Raw genomic sequence first — 20,958 nt, forward strand, 5'->3', positions numbered from 1 at the left:
ACGGCTTTTCGCGGTGATCGTCGTCGGAGGAGGAGTTCGGTTCAAATGGGAGGAAATCAAATGCTGACGAGGCTAAGACTGCTTGTACTTGGCTTGGTAGTGGCGCTGGCCATTCCGGCCGCGGCACAGGCCAAGACGTTCTACTGGATTTCGCATGGCGGCCCGGCCGATCCGGTCTGGACCTACTTCCTTGCCGGCGCCAAGCAATGGGCGGCGGACACCGGAAACACTGTCAACACATCGTTCCACAATGGCGACGTGGCGTCGCAGCAGGAGGCTATTCGCGCCGCGATTTCCGCGAAGGCCGACGGCATCACCACGACCAGCCCTGATCCGGGCAGCCTTGTCGAGATCGTCAAGGAAGCGCGGGCGGCGAACATCCCGATCATCAACTTCAACACGCCCGACCCGAAGGCGGACTTCAACGCCTATGTCGGCGGCGACAACGTCACCTTCGGCAAGCACTGGGCGCAGTATCTGGTCGACAAGGGCCTTGTGAAGAAGGGCGACTTCGTCTGGATGCCGGTCGAGGTTCCCGGCGCCACCTATGGCGTCCAGGAAGAGGAAGGCATCAAGAGCGTGTTCGAGCCGCTCGGCATCACCTACGAGATCACCGAAGCGACGCTCGACCAGGCCGAAGTGATCAACCGCATGGTCGATTACCTCACCGCCAACAGGGCCAAGGTCAAGGCGGTTATCGGCCTCGGCGACCTGGTCACCGGTTCGATCAAGCGGGTGTTCGACCAGGTCGGCGTCAAGCCGGGCGAAATCCCGGTCGTCGGCTGGGGCAACTCGCTCGACACCACCCAGGAAGTGCTGAACGGCTACGTCAATGCCGCGCAGTGGCAGGATCCGCAGGCGACCAGCTACGTCGCGCTCTCGCTCGCCAACATGGCGGCAAGCGGTATCCCGCCAGGCTTCGACGTGATCACCGGCGCGCTCTACGAGAAGGACACCGCCGCGGTATACGACAAGATCCTGTCCGGCAAATAGGTCCGCGATCGAGTTGGTCACGGCCGCTTTGGCGGCCGTGACAGTCTCATCATTCCGCCGAACCGCTTGCTGTCTCGGCCAAATCCAATCCTATCGCGGGTCCAAGGTGGAAAATCGTTCTCTTATCCAACGCTCGATCGCGCGGCCTGAGTTCGGGCCGTTCGTGCTGCTCGTCATCGAGATCGCCGTGTTCTGGGGCATCAACCACGACTTCCTGTCGCCGCAAAACATCTCGAACACGCTGGCCTTCACGGTCGAACTCGGGCTGATCGCGCTGGCGATGACGCTGTTGATGACATCAGGCGAATTCGACCTCTCGGTCGGCTCGGTGTTCGGCTTCTCGCCGGTCCTGATGTGGACCTTGTTCAACAGCGGCGTCGCCTCGCTCGAAGCCGCCTTCGTCGTTGCGCTGGTGGTCGCTGCCTTCATCGGACTGGTCAATGGCTGGTTCGTGACGCAGCTCAAGATCCCGTCCTTCCTGGTGACGCTTGGCATGCTGCTGGTGGTGCGCGGCACCGCTTTGTTCGTCACCAGCGGGTTTCCGCAGCGGACCTGGAGCGCCGAGGGCAGCTGGCTGGCGGAAGCCCTGGTCGGCGATTTCTTCATCGGGCCGTTCCGTATCTATATGTCGCTGTTCTGGTTCATCGCCGCCGCAATCGCGCTCGGCTACGTGCTGACGCAGAGCCGGACCGGCAACTGGATCCAGGCGGCCGGCGGCAACCCGAGTGCTGCAAGGGCGCGCGGCGTCAATGTCAGCGGCGTCAAGATCGGCCTGTTCATCCTGTCGTCGATCCTGGCCTCGCTCGCCGGCGTCATCTCCTCGCTGCGTACCTCGGCGGCCAACCCCAACAGCGGCACCGGCTACGAGCTCGAAGTCATCGCCATGGTAGTGATCGGCGGCACGGCGCTGACCGGCGGGCGCGGCACAATCATCGGCACGGTGCTCGGTATCCTGATCCTGCGCGTGATGCGCAACGGCATCGTGCTGATCGGTGTGCCGGGCCTTGCCTACAACATCTTCATCGGCGCCATCATCCTCGGCATGATGGCGCTCCACTCATGGCTGGAACGCCGGCATCAGGCAGGGACTTGAACCATGGCCGAACCGCTTGTCCGCATGGAAAATATCCGCAAGTCCTATGGACGCGTGCAGGCGCTGGTTGATGCCAATTTCCATGTCAACGAAAGAGAGATCGTCGGACTGCTCGGCGACAACGGCGCCGGCAAGTCGACGCTGATCAAAGTGCTGTCGGGCGCGGTCCCGCTGACCAGCGGCGACATCTTTATCCGCGGCAAGAAGGTGAATTTGCGCAGTACCAGCGACGCCATCGCCCATGGCATCGAGACGATCTACCAGGATTCCGCGTTGGTGACGCAGCTGTCGATCGCCCGTAACCTGTTCCTTGGACGCGAGCCGATCAAGCCGCCGCGTTTCCTCAACCGCATGGACCAGGAGGCGATGAACGTGGTTGCCCGTGACCTGCTCAAGCAGGTCGGCATCTCGAAGAACATCCCGCCGACCACGCCGATCGGCTCACTCTCCGGCGGCGAGCGGCAGGCGGTGGCGATTGCGCGCGCCATGCATTTCGACAGCGACCTCATCATCCTCGACGAGCCGACCAACAATCTCGGCGTCGCCGAAACGCAAGGGGTGCTGAGCTTCGTGCGCAGTGCCCGCGATTCCGGCCATTCCTGCATCTTCATCGCCCACAACATCCATCATGTCTTCCAGGTGGTCGACCGCATCGTCGTCATGCGCCGCGGCAAGGTGGTCGCCGACGATATCGACCCGAAGAAGACCAGCGTCGCCGAAGTCGAGCGCGTCATCACCGGCATGTCGGACAAGGAGATCCGTGACGCGCTGGCCGAGGGCACGCAACGGCCCGGCTGAGCAGCCGGGCCGGGCTTATCGTCGAGGCACTGGATCGCATCGCCACATGGTTGCGACATGAAAGCCACCGTTTCGGATATTGCCAGGAGCTGCGGCCTGTCGACCGCGACGGTCGACCGTGTGCTCAACAACCGGCCGGGGGCGAGTGCCGCCAACCGGCAGCGCGTGATGGAGGCGGCCAAGCAGCTCGGCTATCTGCCGGTCGTCGACCAGGTCGCGTTGCCCTCGCGGCCGGCACATCTCGAATTCTTCCTGCCGATGGGCAGCAATGCCTTCATGGCCGATCTGGCCAGGCACATCGAGGATTATGCGGCGCGCCTGCCGCTGGTCGCCTCCTGCCGCATCCACAAGCTCGCCGGCATCTCGCCGAGTGCCTTGCAGATGGCCGTCGAAAACCTCTCTCTCAAGGCGAACGGTGTCGGCGTCATCGCCATCGACCATCCGAGAACGCGCAACATCTTGCGCGAGATCGTCGAGGCCGGCATCCGCCTGGTCACGCTGGTTTCCGACGTTCCCGGCGCGCCGCGCTCAGCTTATGTCGGCATCGACAACAGAGTGGCCGGCCGCACCGCGGCGCTGCTGATGGGACGATTCCTCGGCGGCCGCCAGGGCCATTTGGCGATGGTGGTCGGATCACGCTCCTATCGCGGCCATGAGGAACGCGAGATGGGCTTTCGCTCCGTGCTCGGCGAGGAGTTCCCCAATCTGACCGTCACCAGCGCCGTCGAGATCAACGACGAGCCGGAGGTCAGTTATACCGCGACCATGAAGGCGCTGCACAACGAGCCGGAGCTGCTCGGGATCTACTGTATCGGGGCCGGGCGCTCGGGCGTGGCAAAAGCATTGCTCGAAGCCAGGCCGCGGACGAAGCCGGTGTTCATCTGCCATGACCTGACGCGCGAGACGCGCGGCTATCTGGTCGACGATCTGCTCGACGTCGTTATCGACCAGAATGCGCGGCTGATCGCCGAACAGTCGGTCATTCGCCTGCTCGGCTCGATCGCCTCCTCGGCGCCCTATCTGACGCGGAAATTCATCGAGCCGCGCCTGATCTTCAAGGAAAATGTCCCGGTGCAGTGATGTCGTGCGGGGGCGATGGTCGCTCGGGCCTTGATCGTTAAGATTCGGTTGATACCGCAAATCTGCACATCACCTATGCAACTTTTTTGGTTGCCGAATCATTGGGCAATTGATAGTTTCGCAGGTGTCGGCCATCTACTCCTCCCAGATGCGATGCCGACGCTGAGTGCGGTACACCTCCTCCCGTGCCGTATTCGAAATCGAGCCCGCTGCCACCTCCTCCCGGCAGCGGGCTTTTTTTGTTCCGGCGCCGGGATAGCGGGCGATGCTGGGATCGTGACTGGCACCGCACACAATTGCTGATCCGCGGATCGATGAGCTTCGCTGCGACTGCCGCGGCTTATCGGGGCGGAATCCTGTCACACTTGTCACTCTCACCGGTTCGCCAGCGGCCCTATCCTGCCTCACGACCAGCAAACAACGCCGCGCCAGCAATGCTGTTGGGGCAAGGGGGACGCGAGATGGCACATCGCGATGGACGAGACATCACCCGGCGGCACGGCGCGCAATCGAAACGCCGCGGATCGTTTCGCCGCTTGCGAGATTATCTGGCCCTGAAAGACGTGATCAGGCCTTCCGCCATGCGGACGAACTGCGCGCTCGGGCCCTCGGCGCCGACGCTTTGCAGGCTGACGCGGGCGCCCTCGAGCAGAAGCGACAGCGTATCGGCGAGAAGCTCGGCCTGTCCGATACCCGCGTCGCGACACAGCGAGACCAGACGCTCGCGCTGCGCTTCCTTGAGTTCCTTGATCACTTGCCTTGCCGGATGATCGGCCTCGCTCAGCTCGATGGCGGCGTTGGCCATGTCGCAACCGCGGCGATCCGACATCAGGCAATCGGCGGCCATCCGGACCCAGGCGTGCAGTTGCGCCAGCTTGTCGCCCGGATTCTCGGCCTCGAACTTCTCCCACATCGCGTTGGCGCTGCAGGCGGTCGCCCGCAGACATTCGATGATCAGGTCGTCCTTGGACTCGAAATGCCGGTAGAGCGTCATCTTGTTGGTGCCGGCGGCCTCGGTGATGGCGTCGATGCCGACGCCGCGAATGCCATGCTTGTGAAACATGTCCCGTGCCGTCTCCAGGATCCTGTCCCGGGGGCGAACACGCTCCACAACACCGTCTGTCATCAAAACCTCCGTGATTGCGTTTCCGAAATTCCCTCGGTGCACCTCTTGACTAGGGTGTTACCGGTCTGTAACGTTACCGATGTTACTTACCTGTAACACCCGCATTGCATCATGTCAAACTCGCAAGTGCCGGCGATCAGCCCCGCCCCGATCGGCAAGGGCACGAACCGCACCTCACGGCCTCGGCCGGCGAGCAAGAGAACACCCGATCCGCGGCTTGCCGCGGATCGCCAAAACCAGGAGCCGCTTCGATGTCGCAGCGCAATGATCTGACGATCGATGAAGTCGTGAGGGATCCGATGATCCGCATGCTGATGAAAGCCGACCGCGTCGACCCGCGGTCTTTCGAGGCGATGCTGCGTGCGCTGGCGGACGAGCAGGCCGAGCGCCGCAATGCGCCGCGTCGTCCCCTGCAAGATTTCGGCTTTCTAGAAGATTCCGGCTCAACGCGCAGCCGGCGGCTGTCCAGGGTGGCCAAGGCCTTCGGCCGGGCCAGAGCATCGGGCGAGGCGTGCATCTCATGGTAAACTTCTTCATCCATCGTCCGATCTTTGCGTCGGCGATCGCCATCATCATGGTGCTCGCCGGGGGAATCTCTTATTTCCTTCTGCCGGTCTCGCAATTTCCGGACATCACGCCGCCCCAGGTCGTGGTCAGCGCCCACTACCCGGGCGCCAGCGCGCAGGTCGTCGCCGACACGGTGACGACACCGCTCGAACAGCAGATCAACGGCGTCCAAGGCATGATCTATATGTCGTCGTCGAGCTCCAATGACGGCTCGTCGACGATCACCATCACCTTCGACGTCGGCTACGATCTGAGCACGGCGGCCGTCGACGTCCAGAACCGCGTTTCGCAGGCGGCTTCCTCGTTGCCGGCCATCGTCAATCAGGGCGGCGTGACGATCAAGAAGCAGAACCCGAACTTCGTCCTGATCGTCGACCTCACCTCGCCGGACGGTTCCGTCAACCCGGTCGCGCTGAGCAATCTCGCCTATCTGCAGGTGGTCGATCCGCTGAAGCGGCTGCCCGGCGTCGGCGACGTGCAGATCTTCGGCGAGCGGCGCTATTCGATGCGCATTTGGCTCGACCCCGACAAGCTCGCCAATCTCGGCATTACCGCCGTCGACGTGCAGAACGCCGTCGCCGAGCAGAACGTCCAGGTGGCGGCCGGCAAGATCGGGCAATCACCGGCTCCGGCCGGCACTGCCTTCGAGATGCAGGTCAACGCCGTCGGCAGGCTGAGCGATCCCAAGGAGTTCGGCGACATCGTCGTGCGGGCCAATACCGCCAACGGCTCGCTGGTCAGGCTGCGCGACGTTGCGCGCATCGAACTCGGTGCGCTGCAATATTCGTCGTCGGCCTTCTTCGGCAAGGACCCGACGGTGGTGCTCGCGGTCTACCAGATGCCGGGCTCCAACGCGCTCGATCTGCAGCAGCGCGTCAAGGACAAGATGCAGGAGCTGTCAGCCCGTTTCCCGAAGGGCGTCAGCTACGCCATGCATTACGATACGACACGTTTCGTTTCGGCCTCAATGCACGACGTGCTGATCACGCTCGGCGAAGCGCTGGTCCTGGTGGTCGCCGTGGTGTTCATCTTCCTGCAAAGCTGGCGCACCACGATCATCCCGACGATCGCAATTCCGGTGTCGCTGGTGACGACGCTGGCCGTCATGCATATGCTTGGCTTCTCGCTGAACATGCTCAGCCTGCTCGGCATGGTGCTGGCGATCGGCCTCGTCGTCGACGACGCCATCGTCGTCGTCGAGAATGTCGAACGCCAACTTGAGGCCGGCCTCAAACCTCTGGCCGCCACGCGCACGGCGATGGCCGAGGTCACTGGCCCGATCATCGCCACGACTGCCGTGCTGATGGCCGTGTTCGTGCCGGTCGCCTTCATTCCCGGCGTGTCCGGCCGACTCTACAACCAGTTCGCCCTGACCGTGGCGATCTCCTTCGGCATCTCGGCTTTCGTCTCGCTGACGCTTACCCCGTCGCTCAGCGCCGCCTTCCTGCGCCACCGGCCGGAAACACAGTTCGTGCTGTTCCGCTGGTTCAACATGGGCTTCGAACGGCTGGCGCATGCCTATGCGAATGGCGTACGCATTCTCATCCGCCTGCGCTGGATCATGCTCGGCGTGTTCGCGGCCGGACTTGTCGCGACCTATTTCGTCTGGCAGCGCCTGCCGTCGACCTTCCTTCCGGTCGAGGACCAGGGCTATTTCTTCGTCGTCATCCAGCTCCCCGACGGGGCCTCGCTGGAACGCACCGATGCAGTGGCGCAAAAGGCGCGCGACATCCTGCAAAACACGCCCGGCGTCGATATCGTCGGCTCGATCAGCGGCTTGAACTTCCTGACCAGTGCCGCGCAGTCGAACTCGGCGGTCGAATTCGCGATCCTGAAGCCATGGGACGAACGCGGCCCCGACCAGAGCGCCTCGAAGCTCGTGGCCGACGTGCGCAACAAGCTGTTGCAAATTCCGGAGGCTTTTGCGCTGAGCTTCGACCCGCCGTCGATCCCGGGCATCGGCACCACTGGTGGCTTCGAGTTCCAGGTCGAGGACCTGACCGGCCGCGGCAGCGTGGCGCTCAACGATGCGACGCAAGCGGTGATTGCCGAGGCGCGCAAGCAGCCGGAGCTCAACCCGCAGCAATTGTTCTCGTCGTTCTCGACCTCGACGCCGCAGTTCAACTACGATCTCGATCGCGCCAAGGCGAAGCTGCTCGGGCTCAACCTGCCGGACGTCTTCAACACGCTGCAGATCTATCTCGGCTCGCTCTATGTGAACGATTTCAACCTGTTCGGCCGCACCTTCCGGGTGACGATCCAGGCCGACAAGGACTCTCGCGCCGGTCCGGCCGACATATCGCGGCTCTATGTCCGCAATGCGTCGGGTGGCATGGTGCCGTTGAGCACGTTGGGCAAGCTCGTGCCGATCGTCGGCCCCGAGACCGTGCCGCATTACAACAACAATGCGTCGGCGCTGATCAATGGCGGCGCCGCCCCCGGCTTTTCGTCCGGCCAGGCGGTGGCGGCGATGGAGCGTGCCGCTGCCACGGCATTGCCGAGAGATTTCGGCTACGAATGGACCGGCATCACCTATCAGGAGCTCAAGGCAGGATCGATCGCATCCGTCGTCTTCGGCCTTGCAATCGTCTTCGTCTTCCTGATCCTCGCCGCGCAGTATGAGAGCTGGGCGATGCCGTTCATGGTGCTGCTGGCGGTGCCGCTCGCATTGTTCGGTGCGTTCGTCGTGCTGTGGCTGCGCGGCATGCAGATCGACGTCTATTCGCAGATCGGCTTCGTCATGCTGATCGGACTGGCGGCCAAGAACGCGATTCTGATCGTGGAGTTTGCCCGGCGCCGGCGCGAAGAAGGCCTCAGCATCGTCGACGCCGCAATGGAAGCGGCGCGGCTTCGGCTGCGACCGATCCTGATGACCGCCTTCGCCTTCATCCTCGGCGTGCTGCCGCTGATGTTCGCCACAGGTGCGGGTGCCGCAAGCCGGCAGTCGATCGGCACCACCGTCTTTGGCGGCATGGTCGCGGCGACGATCCTGTCGCTGGTGTTCGTGCCGGTCTTCTATGCGGTGATCGAGCAGCTGCGCGAGCGCCGCAGCGAGAGCGAACCGGTTTCCGAAGCGACCGAACAACCAACTGCCGAACCCGCCTTCGAGCCATTGGCCGAAGCGGCTGAATAGGACTGGAGAATTGATCATGCGTAAATGGAAAATCGCGCTGGGAACGGCCGTCGCCCTTGGGGCGATTTCGGTGGCGAGCGTTCACCTGCTCGACATGGGCAGCCTCAGCCTCAACGCCGGCACAGCCGGGGCGGCAACACCCAAGCCGGAAGCCTTCGTCATGCCGGTGCCGGTGGTGAGCGTCGTCAAGAAGACGATCCCGATCTATCTCGACTACGCCGCCCGGGTGGAGCCGATCCGCAGCATCACGCTGCAGGCGCGCGTGCCAGGCTACCTGCAGGAGCAGGTCGCCATCGACGGCAGTGACGTTGCGAAGGGCGACCTTCTCTACAAGATCGCCCCTGAGGATTTCCAGGCTGCCCTCGAGCAGGCGAAGGCGCTTATCCAGCGCGACACGGCAACACTCGACTATGCGCGCTCCAATCTCGGGCGCGGCAGCGAGCTCGCCAAGAGCGGCTATCTCGCCAAGGACGTGTTCGACCAGCGCACCAGCACCTTGCGTGAGGCTCAGGCCTCGCTCGCCGTGAACCAGGCCGCCTTGCGGACCGCCGAACTCAATTTGAGCTATACCGAAATCCGTGCCCCATTCGCGGGACGCATCGGACGCAGCCAGGCTTCCGTCGGAACGCTGGTCAGCGTTGCCGGCACCGTGCTCAACTCCCTGGTGCAGCTCGATCCGATCTACGTCACCTTCAATCCGAGCGAGACCGACCTGACACAGATCGAGGAAGCCCGGGCCGCGGGACCGATCAGCGTCGACGTCCTGCTTCCCGGTGAAACGGAACCGCGCCAGAAGGGCGATCTTACCTTCATAGACAACACGATCGATCGCTCGACCGGCACGATCACGGCACGGGCGACGATCGGCAACGCCAAGTTCACGCTGCTCCCCGGCCAATATGTCCGCGTCCGGCTGCACGTCAAAGAGCAGCCCGATGCGCTGATGGTACCGCAGACGGCACTCGGCTCAGGCCAGCTCGGCAAATACCTCTATGTCGTCGGCAAGGACAACACGGTCGACCAGCGTATCGTTTCGCTCGGACCGACCAATGGCGATCAGGTCGCCATCTTGAGCGGTGTGGCCGAAGGCGACCGGGTCATTACCGGCAATCTGCAGAAGATCGGCCCGGGAATGCCGGTCTCGCCGCTGCCCGAGAAACCGGCCACCTGATAACCCCCATCAGGTCCGGTCCCGCGGCGCCCTCGGCTCCCACGCCAAGGGCGCCGTTTTGCTATGTTTCGTTTTACGCAATTCCCTGGGGAAAGCGCTACATAGGCCGGCTTCGAGAAGCCCGCGTGATGTTCAGCGGGTCGGTTTTTGCTGCCGTGCGGCCTGACGGCCTTGCCTGCGCCGCAAGCCGCGGCCAAGCGGAAGTCAAGAAATCCACGACCCGCCTCTTGTAAGATTGTCGACAATCTGTTTTTCCTTTCGGTTTGCTGGAGCAGCCGGAATGGCAACGCTGGATTTCAGTCCGATCGCCGACACGACAAGACGCGCCGAGATCGTGGCGCTGCTCCGGCGGGCGATCCTGACCGGCCAGTTGGAACCGGGGCAGAAACTCAACGAACTCAGGATTTCCGAGCAGATGCGGGTGAGCCGCGCGCCGCTGCGCGAGGCGATGCGCGAATTGGTGCAGGAAGGCATCCTGACCAGCATCCCCTACGCCGGAACCTTCGTCATCGACGTTACCGCCAAGGACATCGACGATGCCTATTCGCTCAACAAGGTGCTCGACGAATTCGCCATCGCGCGGACATGGCCGCTTCGCGACCAGCGCTTCTTCGACGAGCTCGACCGGCGCCATGCGGCGGTGAAGCAGGCGACGCGCGAACTGGACACGACGCGGCAGATCGAAACGGCGCTGCAACTGCATGGCCTGATCCACGAATGGGCCGACAATTCTGTGCTGCTTGAGACGTGGCAGCGGCTGACCAGCCGGCTGCAGATGTATTTCGCGCTGCACCAGCGGGCGCGCAACGAGCCGGTGCCTGCCGAAGATGCTCACGAGACCTATGTACGGCTGCTCAAGGGCAGCGACATGCGCGCTGCCCAGCGCCACGCCAAGGAGCACATCGATTTCGATTTCGAAGAACTGCTCGCCTATGCGCGCGGGCTGGAGCGATGCCGCCCAAATGACGCTGATCGTGCAAGCCTGACCCGCGGCCGGCCAGAAACCGCGTGACGAGCCCGATAAGCTTGGCGGGCCACCCTTAATACCGCAGATAACGGACAGAAAACGTGCAGATCAAAACCATCAAGGCCTACCATGTCGTGCAGCCCTTCGTTGACGGGCCCTATCGTATGTCCAAGGGGCGCGTGGCCGATGCGTTCGACGCGGTGATCGTCGCCGTCACCACCGATAACGGGCTCACCGGCTGGGGCGAGATGGCGCCGCTCGGCAACTTCTATTCGCCTGCCTTCGCCGCCGGCACGCGCGCCGGCGTCGTCGAGATCGCGCCGCATCTCATCGGCCATGACCCACGCGGGCTTGCCAGTATCAACAGGCTGATGGACACGGTGTTCAAGGGCCATCCCTACGTCAAGTCGGCGCTCGACATGGCATGCTCGGATCTCGCGGCGCGCGCCGCCGACGTGCCGCTGGTCACGCTGCTTGGCGGACGCGAGAGCGAGACGGCCGAACTCTACAAGGTCGTCACCCACGGCACCGTCGACGCGATGGCCGCACTCGCCAAGCGCATCGTCAACGACGGCTTTCATCGGCTGCAAGTCAAGGTCGGCGGCAACGTCCATGACGACATCGAACGCGTCACAGCCGTCGCCGCCGCCGTGCCGAAGGGCACCGTCATCTTCTGCGACGCCAATGCCGGCTGGACGCCTTACCAGGCGCGCCAGTTCGCCGATGCGACGCGCACCATCGACTACACGTTCGAGCAGCCCTGCACGACGATCGACGAATGCCTGTCGGTGCGCCGCTCGCTCGACAAGCCGATGGTGCTCGACGAATCCGTCGCCTCGCTGGACGATATGCTCGACATCCATCGCAAGGGGGCCGCCGACGGGCTGACGCTGAAGATCTCACGCCTTGGCGGCGTCACCAAAACGCGCCAGATCCGCGACCTTGCCGTCGACCTCGGCTTCATGATCACGGTCGAGGACACTGGCGGCGCCGAGATCGACACATCGGCCATGGCGCATCTGTCGCTGTCGACGCCGGAGGAGCGCCGGCTGCACGCCATCGCCTTTCACGAATGGGTGACGGTGCGCACCGCATCCAACATGCCGCCGGTTTCGGGAAGCCGTATGGGCATTCCGGATGGGCCGGGCCTCGGCATCGATGTCGTTCCCGGCCTGCTCGGTGCGCCCTTCTTCGAAATCGGCAGCTGAGCTGCAATAAGGTTGCACCGAATCAACCTGAATATGCCGCGTCCTTCTAACTGCGGAGGCACGGTCGTGTGGATTGACCGCTCATCCAATCGTCTTCGGCCGATTGCAGAGCGACAATACCCAATTGCCGGTTGAAATATTTTTCATTTGCAAATAGAAATGTTCAAAACGCTGATTTGGACGCTGCGGCGCGTCAGGAACTGGAGGAAGCGACATGTCCCATCCGCAATTTGCAGCGGAACTTCTGCAGCGCGCTGAACAGCAGGGGCCGATCACCATCGGGCTTGCCGGCGCCGGGCAGATGGGCACCGACATCGTCGTCCAGGTCGCGCTGATGCCGGGCATGCGGATCGGCGCCATTTCTGAAGTCAGGCCGCAGGCAGCGATCGACGCGGCGCTGCTCGCTGGCCATGACCATTCCGACATCGTTCAGGCCGGCAATGCCGCGGCGATCGACCGCGCCATCGAGGCGGGCAAGATCGCGGTGACCGAAGATTTGCATGCGCTGGCGGCGGCCGGCCGGATCGACGTCATCATCGACGCAACGGGTAATCCCAATATCGGCACGCTGTTTGCGCTCGAAGTGATGAGGAACGGCAAGCATATCGTCATGCTCAATGTCGAGGCCGACATCACCATCGGCCGCTTCCTCAAGGAGGAGGCACGCAAGGCCGGCGTCGTCTATACCGGTGCCGCCGGCGACGAGCCCGCCTGCACGCTGGAGATCATCGGCTTTGCCAAAAGCCTCGGCTTCAACATCATCGCCGCCGGCAAGGGCAAGAACAATCCGCTGAAGATCGACGCCATGCCGGCCGACTACGAGAAGGAGGCGGCCGAGCGCAACATGAATGCGCGCATGCTGGTCGAATTCGTCGACGGCTCGAAGACGGCGATCGAAATGGTGGCAATCGCCAATGCTACCGGCCTGGTGCCCGATGTGCCGGGCATGCACGGCCCGACCGCGACGCTGGACGAGCTGGCAAGCGTGCTTTGCCCGCGCGAGGATGGCGGCGTGCTGCACCGCAAGGGCGTTGTCGATTACTCGATCGGCAAGGGTGTGGCGCCCGGCGTGTTCTGCATCATCGAGACCCGGCATCCGCGTGTGCTGGAGCGCATGATCGACCTCAAGGTCGGCCAAGGCCCCTATTTCACGATCTTCCGGCCCTATCATCTGACCAGCCTGGAAGTGCCGCTGTCGGCGGCGCGCGCGGTCGTCTACAAGCGTGCCGACATGGAGCCGCTCGACCATCCGGTCGCCGAGGCGGTGGCGGTTGCCAAGAGCGATCTCGGCGTTGGCCAATCTCTCGGCATGATCGGCGAGAACGACTATCGTGGCTTCGCCATGACCTGGGAGGATGCGCGCGCCCGCGGCGCCCTGCCGCTCGGCCTTGCTGAACGCGCCAAGGTGGTCAAGCCGCTCAAGACCGGCGACTTCCTGAGCTATGAAAATTGTGTACCCGACGATTCGATGGTGATAACCCAGATCCGCCGCCGTCTCGACCAGTCAGACGGACGGTTCGCCACCAACGCGGCCTGACCCCGCCGGATCTCCGCCTGATGGAAGATGTCGTAATCGGGATCGACGCCTCGACCACGGCCGTGAAGGCAATTGCCTTCTCGCGCGACGGCGAGGAGCTGTTCCAGGCGCGCGAGCCGTACCCGCTTTCAAATCCGAAGCCCGGCCATTTCGAGCAGGACGCCGAACATTGGTGGACGGCGCTGCTTGGCGCATTGAAGCAGGTCACCGAGGCGGTCGGCGCTGCGCGGGTGGCGGCGATCTGCATCGCTCATCAGCGCGAGACCTTCACGCTGGTGGACAGCGCCGGCAAAGCACTCATCCCGGCGATCCTGTGGCTGGACGAACGCGCCCGTCCGCAGGTTATCAGGCTTTCGGCCGAACTCGGCCGCGAGGCGATCCGCGACTGGAGCGGCAAGCCGCCGGACCCGACGCCGGCACTCTACGCCATCGCCTGGCTTGCCGAGCACCAGCCGCAAGTGCTTCGCCAGGCAGCGGCGCTGGTCGACGTGCATGGATTCTTCGTTCAGCGACTGACCGGGCGATTGGTCACCAGCACCGCAAGTGCGGATCCGCTCGGGCTGCTCGACGTCGAGAAAGGTACCTGGCATCCCCGCCTCGTTGCGGCCGCCGGACTGCAGATGGAGCAATTGCCCGAGTTGGCCGCGCCGGGCGCAATTTGCGGCGGGCTTTCCACAACCGCTGCGCAACTGACCGGCCTGAAGGCTGGCACGCCGGTTGTGGCAGGAGCCGGTGACGGGCAAGCTATGGGCCTCGGCATGGGCGTCTACGGGGAAGGCAAGAGCTATCTCTCGCTCGGCTCCGGCGTGGTCAGCGGCTGCTATTCCGGCAAGGTGAAAACCTCGGACGCTTTTCGAACGCTGGTCTCGCCGACCGGCTCCGGTTTCATGCTTGAGACCGTGCTGCGCTCGGGCATGCAGCTGGTCGACTGGATCGTTCGCACGACCGGTTCGCCATCGGCGGCAGCGCTGGAGAACGCGGCGCTGGATGTTGCTGCAGGCAGCGACGGCCTGCTCATCATGCCCTATTGGGCCGGCGTCATGAGCCCCTATTGGGACGGTGCGGCGCGCGGCGCCATTGTCGGCCTGTCGCTCGACCACCGGCCGGAGCATCTCTTCCGCGCTGTCCTGGAAGGCATCGCCTTCGAGCAGGCCGTCGCCACCGAGGCCATGGAAGCCCAGGCCGGCGGACCGGCGGCGATGATTGCCGCCGGCGGCGGCACCAATTGCGCGCTGCTCATGCAGATCATGGCAAGCGTGCTCGAGCGGCCGCTCTCGGTCTCGCCGGTCAACGAAGCCGCCGCGCTCGGCGCTGCCATGCTGGCGGCAGCGGCTATCGGCTGGTTTGCCTCGCCGGAAGCCGCAGCAGAGGTAATGGCTGCCGCTCCCACCAGGCATGTCGATCCGGTCGACGGGCTTGTCGCCGTCTATCGCGACCGCAAGGCAATCTACCGCGACCTTTACCGGGCGACGCGCGATATCCACACCCGCCTCGGCGCTCTCGGCGAAATCTAGCGGTTGAGCAGGCCCTTTGCCGCGTCTTCGTCGGTGATCAGAACCGATACCTTGGTGTTGGCGAGCGCAGCCCGCATCACCGCAACCTTCTCGCTGCCTCCCGACACCAGGATGATGCTCGGGATATCCGACAGATCCTGCAGCGGATAGGCGCAGACGCGGCGGTTGACCTCGTGGTCGACCGGGCGGCCCTCGGCGTCGATGAAATGACACAGAATATCGCCGACGGCACCGGCCGCCTGCAATTCCTCCAGTTCGCTTGGCTTGATGAAGCCATAATTGGCGATCGGGCTGTCGTTGGAAAACGAGCCGACGCTGAGCACGGCGATGTTTGCCCGGCGTGCGCGGAAGACGACGTCCTGAACGCTGCGCTGGCTCATGAAGGCGTCGCGCTGCTCCGGCCTGTCGGCATAGACCGGCACCGGCAGCAGGAAGCACTCCGCACCAATCTTTTCGGCGAAATCCCAGGCGCTTTCTGTCGGGTTGAGCGGCTGGGCATGGGTGAGGCCGCCAAGCATCGAAACCACCGTCGTCCTGGCGATGGGCCGCCGCGGCAATTCATTGATGGCGAATTTCAGTGTCCGCCCCCAGCCCAGCGCGATGACATCGCCGGCATTCACATGGTCGGCCAGGTAGGCGGCAGCGGCGTGGCCGATCATCAGCGGCGCATTGCTTCGGTCGGCTGCCGACGGCACGACCACGGCCTGGCTGAGCCCGAACCGCTGCTTCAGGCTTTCCTCCAAAATCACGCATTCGACGACGCTGTCACGGATGCGAAACTGGACGACCCCCTCTTCGCGGGCGGCGGAGAGAATGCGATGCACCTTGATGCGGCCGACGCCGAGAATTTCGGAAATCCGTTCCTGTGTAAGACCCTCGACGTAATAGTGCCAGGCGGCGCGGGCCTTGAGTTCAGCGTCGGGGAAGCGCGAGGCTCTTTCGTTCTCTACGATCGTCATCTGTTTGCCTTGCCGCAGCCGCCGGCTCTGCTCATGAAATTCCAATCCGGCGACTTCGAAATGCCCAAGATTTCGGAGACCTTGCGTAAGCCAAACCGGCGGACAGCGCAAACCCGTCCTCGAATGAAGCGGCAGGCCTTGACAATTTTCCGACGAACAGTTTAGCTGAACAAAATTGCATGTTAAAGATAAATTGTTCACAGGGAGGAGCCTGGTGAGCAAAGTGGCCCGGTGATGCAGCGCCGGATTGCTGTGGAGGAGACAGAGTGGCTGTGAGCAACGACACAAGCAATTTGAAGGCAGGCGAGTTGAAGGCAGGCGCTGGCGCACAGGCTACGGCGGGCGCAAGGTTTTCAGCTGTCTTTGCCGGAACCATGGGTCCGCTGATCGGGCTGGTTCTGCTGTGCCTGGCGCTCTCGCTGACCACCGACACGTTCCTGACCATCCGCAACATCCTCAACGTGCTCGACCAGGTCACCGTGCTCGGCATCATGGCGATCGGCATGACGCTGGTCATCCTGATCGGCGGCATCGACCTGTCCGTCGGCTCGGTGCTGGCACTGGCTTCCATGGTGATGGGCTTCGTCGCCCATCCGGACTATCTCAATCTCGGCCTGCCCGCCGGCATCGCCGCGGCCCTCGTTGTCGCCGGTCTTTGCGGCCTGGTTTCGGGCCTGCTGGTCACGATCACCAAGCTGCCGCCCTTCATCGCCACGTTGGCGATGATGTCTGTGGCGCGCGGTCTCGCCAACATGATCACCGACGGCTCGCAGATCGTCGGCTTTCCCGACTGGTTCACCAGCCTGTCGATCATCCGGCATTTCGGTTTCCTCTCGGTCACTGTCGGGCTGATGATCGTGCTTGCCGTCATTTTCGCGATCTTCCTCAACTACCGCGCCACCGGCCGTAGCCTGTACGCAATCGGCGGCAGTGCCGAAGTCGCCCGGCTGTCCGGCATACCGGTCAAGTCGCTGACGAACTGGGTCTATGCGATCTGCGCCGTGCTGGCCGGTCTCGCCGGCATCGTGCTTGCCGCGCGGCTCGATTCCGTCCAGCCGAGTTCCGGCCTCGGCTACGAACTCGACACCATCGCGGCGGTAGTGATCGGCGGCGCCAGCCTGTCGGGCGGCGTCGGCTCGATCGGCGGCACCGCCATCGGCGTCCTCATCATCGGCGTGCTGCGCAACGGGCTGAACCTGCTCGGTGTCTCGCCCTTCATCCAGCAAGTGGTTATCGGCGTGGTGATCGCGCTGGCGGTGGCCACCGACACCTGGCGGCGCCGAGCACAATGAAGAATGGGCACAATGAAGAATGGGGCTCAATGAGATTCACCCGGATATTCGGGCGAAAACGGATCGGTGATCCGAAACTGGGAGTTGTTCGGCCAAGGGGCGCCGCGATGCGCGGGCAGGACAGATTGAACATCAACGGAGGAATAACATGCTAACCAAACGTTCATTGCTGCTTGCCGCCGCGGCCGTCATCCCGCTGCTTGGCCTGCCCGATATGGCCTCGGCCAAGGAGGCCAAGAAGCTCGGCCTCGCCGTCGCCAATCTGCAGGCCGACTTCTTCAACCAGATCAAGCAGTCCGTCGAAGCCTATGGCAAGGAAAAGGGCATCGAGGTCGTTACCGTCGATGCCAAGGGCGATTCGGCGACCCAGGTCAGCCAGGTGCAGGACCTGATCACGCAAAACATCGACGCGCTGATCTACATTCCGGCCGGCGCCACCGCCGCCACCGTGCCGACCAAGACGGCCAAGGCGGCCGGCATCCCAGTCATCAATGTCGATCGCAACGCCGACGGCGCACCCGGCGACACCTTCATCGCCACCAACAGCGTGGCATCGGCCAAGGCGGTTTGCGACTACATCGCCAAGCAGGCCGGCGGCAAGGGCGAGTTGATCATCATCCACGGCCAGAAGGGTACGACGCCCGAGGTCGATCGCTCGAAGGGCTGTGGCGAAGCATTGAAGGGCTATCCCGACATCAAGGTGGTCGGCGAATTGTGGAGCGAAGGCTGGCACCAGGACGAAGGCTTCAAGCTGACGCAGGATCTGTTGCAGTCGCATCCGGATGTGTCGATCGTCATCGGCCAGGCCGACGCGCTGGCGCTCGGTGCGGCGCAGGCGGTAAAGGTCGCCAATCCGGGCCATAAGGTCTGGGTTGCCGGCTTCGACGGCGACGTGGCGGCGCTTAAAGCACTGAAGGACGGCGTCTTCGACGTGACGGCAACGCAGCAGACGCAAGGCATGGGCCGGCTTGCCGTCGACGCGGCAATCAAGCTGGTGGCCGGCGAGACCATTCCCGCCGAACAGCTGCAGGATGCGACTTTGACCACCAAGGACAATGTCGAGCAGTTCATCGCCAAACATCCCTGATTAAGACCAGTCCGGCAGTCAGCGAGCGCAACGATGTCCACCGATCCTCGCCATACGCACAGCCCCCATAACGGGCTCGTCGTCAGCGGCCTCTGCAAGAGCTACGGGCCGGTGCAGGTCCTGGCCGATGCGAGCTTCGAGGTGCGGCCGGGCGAGGTCGTGGCGCTGCTTGGCGAAAACGGCGCCGGCAAGTCGACCGTCTCGAACATCATAGCCGGGTCGACGAAACCCGATGCCGGTACCATCACCTGGCGGGGGAGCGCTTATTCCCCCGCCAATCCTGCCGCGGCGATCGACGCTGGCATCGGCATGATCCATCAGGAGCTTAAGCTCTTGCCCGATCTGTCGGTCGCCGAAAACGTCTATGTGGGGCGCCTGCCGATGCGCGGCGGCCGCATCGACCGCGCGGCAATGAATGCACGGGCATCGGCCCAGTTGAAGCGCCTCGGCCTCGATGTCTCGCCGGAGCGCAAAGTGCGCACGCTGCGTATCGCCGCCCAGCAGCAGGTCGAAATCGCCAAGGCGCTGACGCTCAAGGCCGAGTTGCTGATCTTCGACGAACCGACGGCCGCCCTTGGCGGCGAGGAAACGGAGCTCCTGTTCCAGCAAATCCGCAAGCTCAAGGCGGAAGGCATGTCCTTCATCTATATTAGCCACCGGCTGGACGAGATCGCCCAAATCGCCGACCGCGTGGTGGTGATGCGCGACGGGCGCATCGTCGCCCGGCACGAGCGCGCCGACATTCCGGTGCGCACCGTGGTCGAGCAGATGGTCGGCCGCAGCGTCGAGCGGATGTTCCCTACGGTATCGGCGCCGGGCAACGACACGCTGCTCGAAGTCGAGAACCTGTCCTCGCCGGAACGCAGCTTTCAAAATGTCAGCTTTTCAGTGCGGGCCGGCGAAATCATGGGCATTGCCGGGCTGATCGGCGCCGGACGCACGGAGCTGGTGCGGGCGATCGCCGGTGCCGATCCGATCTCATCGGGTTCGGTGCGCGTCGCCGGCAAGCCGGTGCATCTCAATGGCCCGGCGGCGGCGATCACGGCCGGCGTCGTTCTCGTACCGGAAGACCGCAAGGCGCAAGGCGTGGTGCTCGACCAGACGATCGGCGAGAACCTGGCGATCGGCAATTTCGACCATGTCGCGCCGAATGGCTGGGTGTTCCCGAAGGCGGTGCAGAAATTCGCCGAGGCCGGCATTCGCCGGCTCGGCGTCAAGGGCCGGCCGAACCAAACGGTCAGCAAGCTCTCCGGCGGCAACCAGCAGAAGGTGATCATTGCCAAATGGGTGTCGCGCCCGCCCAAGGTGTTCATCCTGGACGAGCCGACGCGCGGCATAGACGTCGGTGCACGCGCCGCGATCTATGATGTCATCGCCGACCTTGCCCGTTCCGGCATGGCGGTGGTGGTGGTGAGTTCCGATCTCGAGGAAGTGCTCGGCCTGTCGCATCGCGTGCTGGTGCTGAGCCGCGGCCGGCAACGCGGCATTCTCGACCGCAGCGAAGCGAGCAATGTCGCCGTGATGGAACTCGCCACGAGCTAGGACGGCCCATCGAACTAAAGCGCAGCAGGTGGTATCCTCCCGGGCACCAGACCGCGCGGGGCGCCAGCAACAGAGTTGGCGCCCCTTTATTTCCGGAGGACGGCGGTTGGAACAGAGGGACCGACGATGAAACTATTCGAACTTCATGGTGACGTGGCACTTGTTACAGGCGCCGGCAGCGGCATCGGGCAAGCAATCGCCATCGGCTTGGCCGAGGCCGGCGCCGACATAGCCTGCTTCGGCCACGCCTCCAAAGGCGGGCTGGAGGAGACCGCGCACCGGATCACGGCATTTGGCCGCAAGGCGCTGGTGCTGAACGGCACGGTGACGTCAGAGGCCGATCTCGCGGCCGCGATCGAGCGTACGGAGAAGGAACTCGGCGCGCTGACGGTCGCCGTCAACAATGCCGGCGTCGCCGGAGCTGAGCCGGCCGAGACGCTGTCGCTGGAGAAATGGCAGAAGCTCTACGACGTCAATGTCAGCGGCGTATTCCTGTCCTGCCAGGCCGAGGCCCGCGCCATGCTGACGCGGCGCAAAGGCTCGATCATCAACATCGCCTCGATGTCTGGCTCGATCGTCAATCGCGGCCTGACACAGGCGCATTACAATTCGTCGAAGGCCGCGGTCATCCACATGTCGAAGAGCCTGGCCATGGAATGGGCCGATCGCGGCCTGCGCGTCAATGTCGTCAGCCCCGGCTATACGCTGACGCCGATGAACAAGCGGCCGGAGGTCGCCGACCAGGTCAAAATCTTCGAGCGCGACACGCCGATGGGCCGCATGGCGGCGCCGGAAGAGATGGTCGGCCCGACCGTGTTCCTGGCCAGCCGCGCCTCGAGTTTCGTCACCGGCATCGACCTGATCGTCGATGGCGGCTTCGTCTGCTGGTAG

At 63.8% G+C, this 20,958-nt stretch carries 17 protein-coding genes; 15 read left to right on the forward strand and 2 right to left on the reverse strand.

The features are described from left to right. Positions 1 to 60: 60 nt before the first annotated feature. From NKH83_RS23990 to NKH83_RS24005, 4 genes are all read left to right on the forward strand, one after another. The gene (locus NKH83_RS23990; RefSeq protein WP_254820393.1) at positions 61 to 993 is read left to right on the forward strand and encodes a sugar ABC transporter substrate-binding protein; all 933 of its coding nucleotides are present in this window, start codon (positions 61 to 63) and stop codon (positions 991 to 993) included. A 106-nt stretch (positions 994 to 1,099) separates the two neighbouring features. After that, positions 1,100 to 2,086: an ABC transporter permease gene (locus NKH83_RS23995; protein ID WP_254820392.1), complete on the forward strand. Its 987-nt coding sequence runs from the start codon at positions 1,100 to 1,102 to the stop codon at positions 2,084 to 2,086. Positions 2,087 to 2,089: 3 nt separating this feature from the next. Then, positions 2,090 to 2,884, forward strand: coding sequence for an ATP-binding cassette domain-containing protein (locus NKH83_RS24000; RefSeq protein WP_254820391.1), 795 nt, complete (start codon positions 2,090 to 2,092; stop codon positions 2,882 to 2,884). 57 nt (positions 2,885 to 2,941) lie between these two features. Then, positions 2,942 to 3,964 carry a LacI family DNA-binding transcriptional regulator gene (locus NKH83_RS24005; RefSeq protein ID WP_352476602.1) on the forward strand — a complete coding sequence of 341 codons (1,023 nt, stop codon included), beginning with the start codon at positions 2,942 to 2,944 and terminating at the stop codon, positions 3,962 to 3,964. 544 nt (positions 3,965 to 4,508) lie between these two features. Here the strand turns inward: NKH83_RS24005 and NKH83_RS24010 are convergent. Beyond that, a complete protein-coding gene (locus tag NKH83_RS24010; protein ID WP_031211029.1) occupies positions 4,509 to 5,090 on the reverse strand; it encodes a TetR/AcrR family transcriptional regulator in 582 nt (193 codons plus the stop codon). A 251-nt stretch (positions 5,091 to 5,341) separates the two neighbouring features. On the opposite strand from NKH83_RS24010, the gene NKH83_RS24015 reads away from it, so the two are divergent. The 7 genes from NKH83_RS24015 (at position 5,342) to NKH83_RS24045 (ending at position 15,187) form a co-directional block, all read left to right on the forward strand. Then, positions 5,342 to 5,617, forward strand: coding sequence for a hypothetical protein (locus tag NKH83_RS24015; protein WP_352476600.1), 276 nt, complete (start codon positions 5,342 to 5,344; stop codon positions 5,615 to 5,617). Beyond that, positions 5,611 to 8,790, forward strand: a complete 3,180-nt coding sequence (locus tag NKH83_RS24020; RefSeq protein ID WP_352807849.1) for an efflux RND transporter permease subunit — start codon at positions 5,611 to 5,613, stop codon at positions 8,788 to 8,790. The genes NKH83_RS24015 and NKH83_RS24020 overlap by 7 nt, the downstream gene beginning before the upstream one ends. Positions 8,791 to 8,806: 16 nt before the next feature. Beyond that, a complete protein-coding gene (locus NKH83_RS24025) occupies positions 8,807 to 9,961 on the forward strand; it encodes an efflux RND transporter periplasmic adaptor subunit (protein ID WP_254820387.1) in 1,155 nt (384 codons plus the stop codon). Between the two features lie 280 nt (positions 9,962 to 10,241). After that, entirely contained in the window at positions 10,242 to 10,973 is a 732-nt protein-coding gene (locus tag NKH83_RS24030; protein ID WP_352807850.1) for a GntR family transcriptional regulator, read from the forward strand. Positions 10,974 to 11,029: 56 nt separating this feature from the next. Continuing rightward, entirely contained in the window at positions 11,030 to 12,136 is a 1,107-nt protein-coding gene (locus NKH83_RS24035) for a mandelate racemase/muconate lactonizing enzyme family protein (protein WP_352807851.1), read from the forward strand. Between the two features lie 214 nt (positions 12,137 to 12,350). Continuing rightward, a complete protein-coding gene (locus tag NKH83_RS24040; protein WP_352807852.1) occupies positions 12,351 to 13,673 on the forward strand; it encodes an NAD(P)H-dependent oxidoreductase in 1,323 nt (440 codons plus the stop codon). Between the two features lie 20 nt (positions 13,674 to 13,693). Next, on the forward strand, positions 13,694 to 15,187 hold the full coding sequence (locus NKH83_RS24045) for a xylulokinase (RefSeq protein ID WP_352807853.1): 1,494 nt from the start codon (positions 13,694 to 13,696) through the stop codon (positions 15,185 to 15,187). On the opposite strand, the gene NKH83_RS24050 is transcribed toward NKH83_RS24045, so the two are convergent. Continuing rightward, entirely contained in the window at positions 15,184 to 16,146 is a 963-nt protein-coding gene (locus NKH83_RS24050; protein ID WP_031211026.1) for a sugar-binding transcriptional regulator, read from the reverse strand. The genes NKH83_RS24045 and NKH83_RS24050 overlap by 4 nt on opposite strands. A 308-nt stretch (positions 16,147 to 16,454) precedes the next feature. On the opposite strand from NKH83_RS24050, the gene NKH83_RS24055 reads away from it, so the two are divergent. The 4 genes from NKH83_RS24055 (at position 16,455) to NKH83_RS24070 (ending at position 20,958) form a co-directional block, all read left to right on the forward strand. Beyond that, positions 16,455 to 17,438, forward strand: coding sequence for an ABC transporter permease (locus tag NKH83_RS24055; RefSeq protein WP_502895613.1), 984 nt, complete (start codon positions 16,455 to 16,457; stop codon positions 17,436 to 17,438). A gap of 148 nt (positions 17,439 to 17,586) precedes the next feature. Beyond that, positions 17,587 to 18,525, forward strand: coding sequence for a sugar ABC transporter substrate-binding protein (locus tag NKH83_RS24060; protein ID WP_352807855.1), 939 nt, complete (start codon positions 17,587 to 17,589; stop codon positions 18,523 to 18,525). Between the two features lie 33 nt (positions 18,526 to 18,558). Then, positions 18,559 to 20,067 (forward strand): sugar ABC transporter ATP-binding protein, encoded by a 1,509-nt coding sequence (locus NKH83_RS24065; RefSeq protein WP_352807856.1) that lies wholly within the window; start codon positions 18,559 to 18,561, stop codon positions 20,065 to 20,067. A gap of 126 nt (positions 20,068 to 20,193) precedes the next feature. Then, positions 20,194 to 20,958 carry an SDR family oxidoreductase gene (locus NKH83_RS24070; protein WP_352807857.1) on the forward strand — a complete coding sequence of 255 codons (765 nt, stop codon included), beginning with the start codon at positions 20,194 to 20,196 and terminating at the stop codon, positions 20,956 to 20,958.

Source organism: Mesorhizobium sp. M0909 (assembly GCF_040319515.1).
Classification (GTDB): Bacteria; Pseudomonadota; Alphaproteobacteria; order Rhizobiales; family Rhizobiaceae; genus Mesorhizobium.

Coding starts and splice junctions, on each gene's coding strand:
- NKH83_RS24065 (WP_352807856.1), top strand. CDS start 18,559: ATGTCCACCGATCCTCGCCATACGCACAGCCCCCATAACGGGCTCGTC.
- NKH83_RS24070 (WP_352807857.1), top strand. CDS start 20,194: ATGAAACTATTCGAACTTCATGGTGACGTGGCACTTGTTACAGGCGCC.
- NKH83_RS24025 (WP_254820387.1), top strand. CDS start 8,807: ATGCGTAAATGGAAAATCGCGCTGGGAACGGCCGTCGCCCTTGGGGCG.
- NKH83_RS24010 (WP_031211029.1), bottom strand. CDS start 5,090: ATGACAGACGGTGTTGTGGAGCGTGTTCGCCCCCGGGACAGGATCCTG.
- NKH83_RS24040 (WP_352807852.1), top strand. CDS start 12,351: ATGTCCCATCCGCAATTTGCAGCGGAACTTCTGCAGCGCGCTGAACAG.
- NKH83_RS24030 (WP_352807850.1), top strand. CDS start 10,242: ATGGCAACGCTGGATTTCAGTCCGATCGCCGACACGACAAGACGCGCC.
- NKH83_RS24005 (WP_352476602.1), top strand. CDS start 2,942: ATGAAAGCCACCGTTTCGGATATTGCCAGGAGCTGCGGCCTGTCGACC.
- NKH83_RS24045 (WP_352807853.1), top strand. CDS start 13,694: ATGGAAGATGTCGTAATCGGGATCGACGCCTCGACCACGGCCGTGAAG.
- NKH83_RS24050 (WP_031211026.1), bottom strand. CDS start 16,146: ATGACGATCGTAGAGAACGAAAGAGCCTCGCGCTTCCCCGACGCTGAA.
- NKH83_RS24015 (WP_352476600.1), top strand. CDS start 5,342: ATGTCGCAGCGCAATGATCTGACGATCGATGAAGTCGTGAGGGATCCG.
- NKH83_RS24000 (WP_254820391.1), top strand. CDS start 2,090: ATGGCCGAACCGCTTGTCCGCATGGAAAATATCCGCAAGTCCTATGGA.
- NKH83_RS24060 (WP_352807855.1), top strand. CDS start 17,587: ATGCTAACCAAACGTTCATTGCTGCTTGCCGCCGCGGCCGTCATCCCG.
- NKH83_RS24020 (WP_352807849.1), top strand. CDS start 5,611: ATGGTAAACTTCTTCATCCATCGTCCGATCTTTGCGTCGGCGATCGCC.
- NKH83_RS23990 (WP_254820393.1), top strand. CDS start 61: ATGCTGACGAGGCTAAGACTGCTTGTACTTGGCTTGGTAGTGGCGCTG.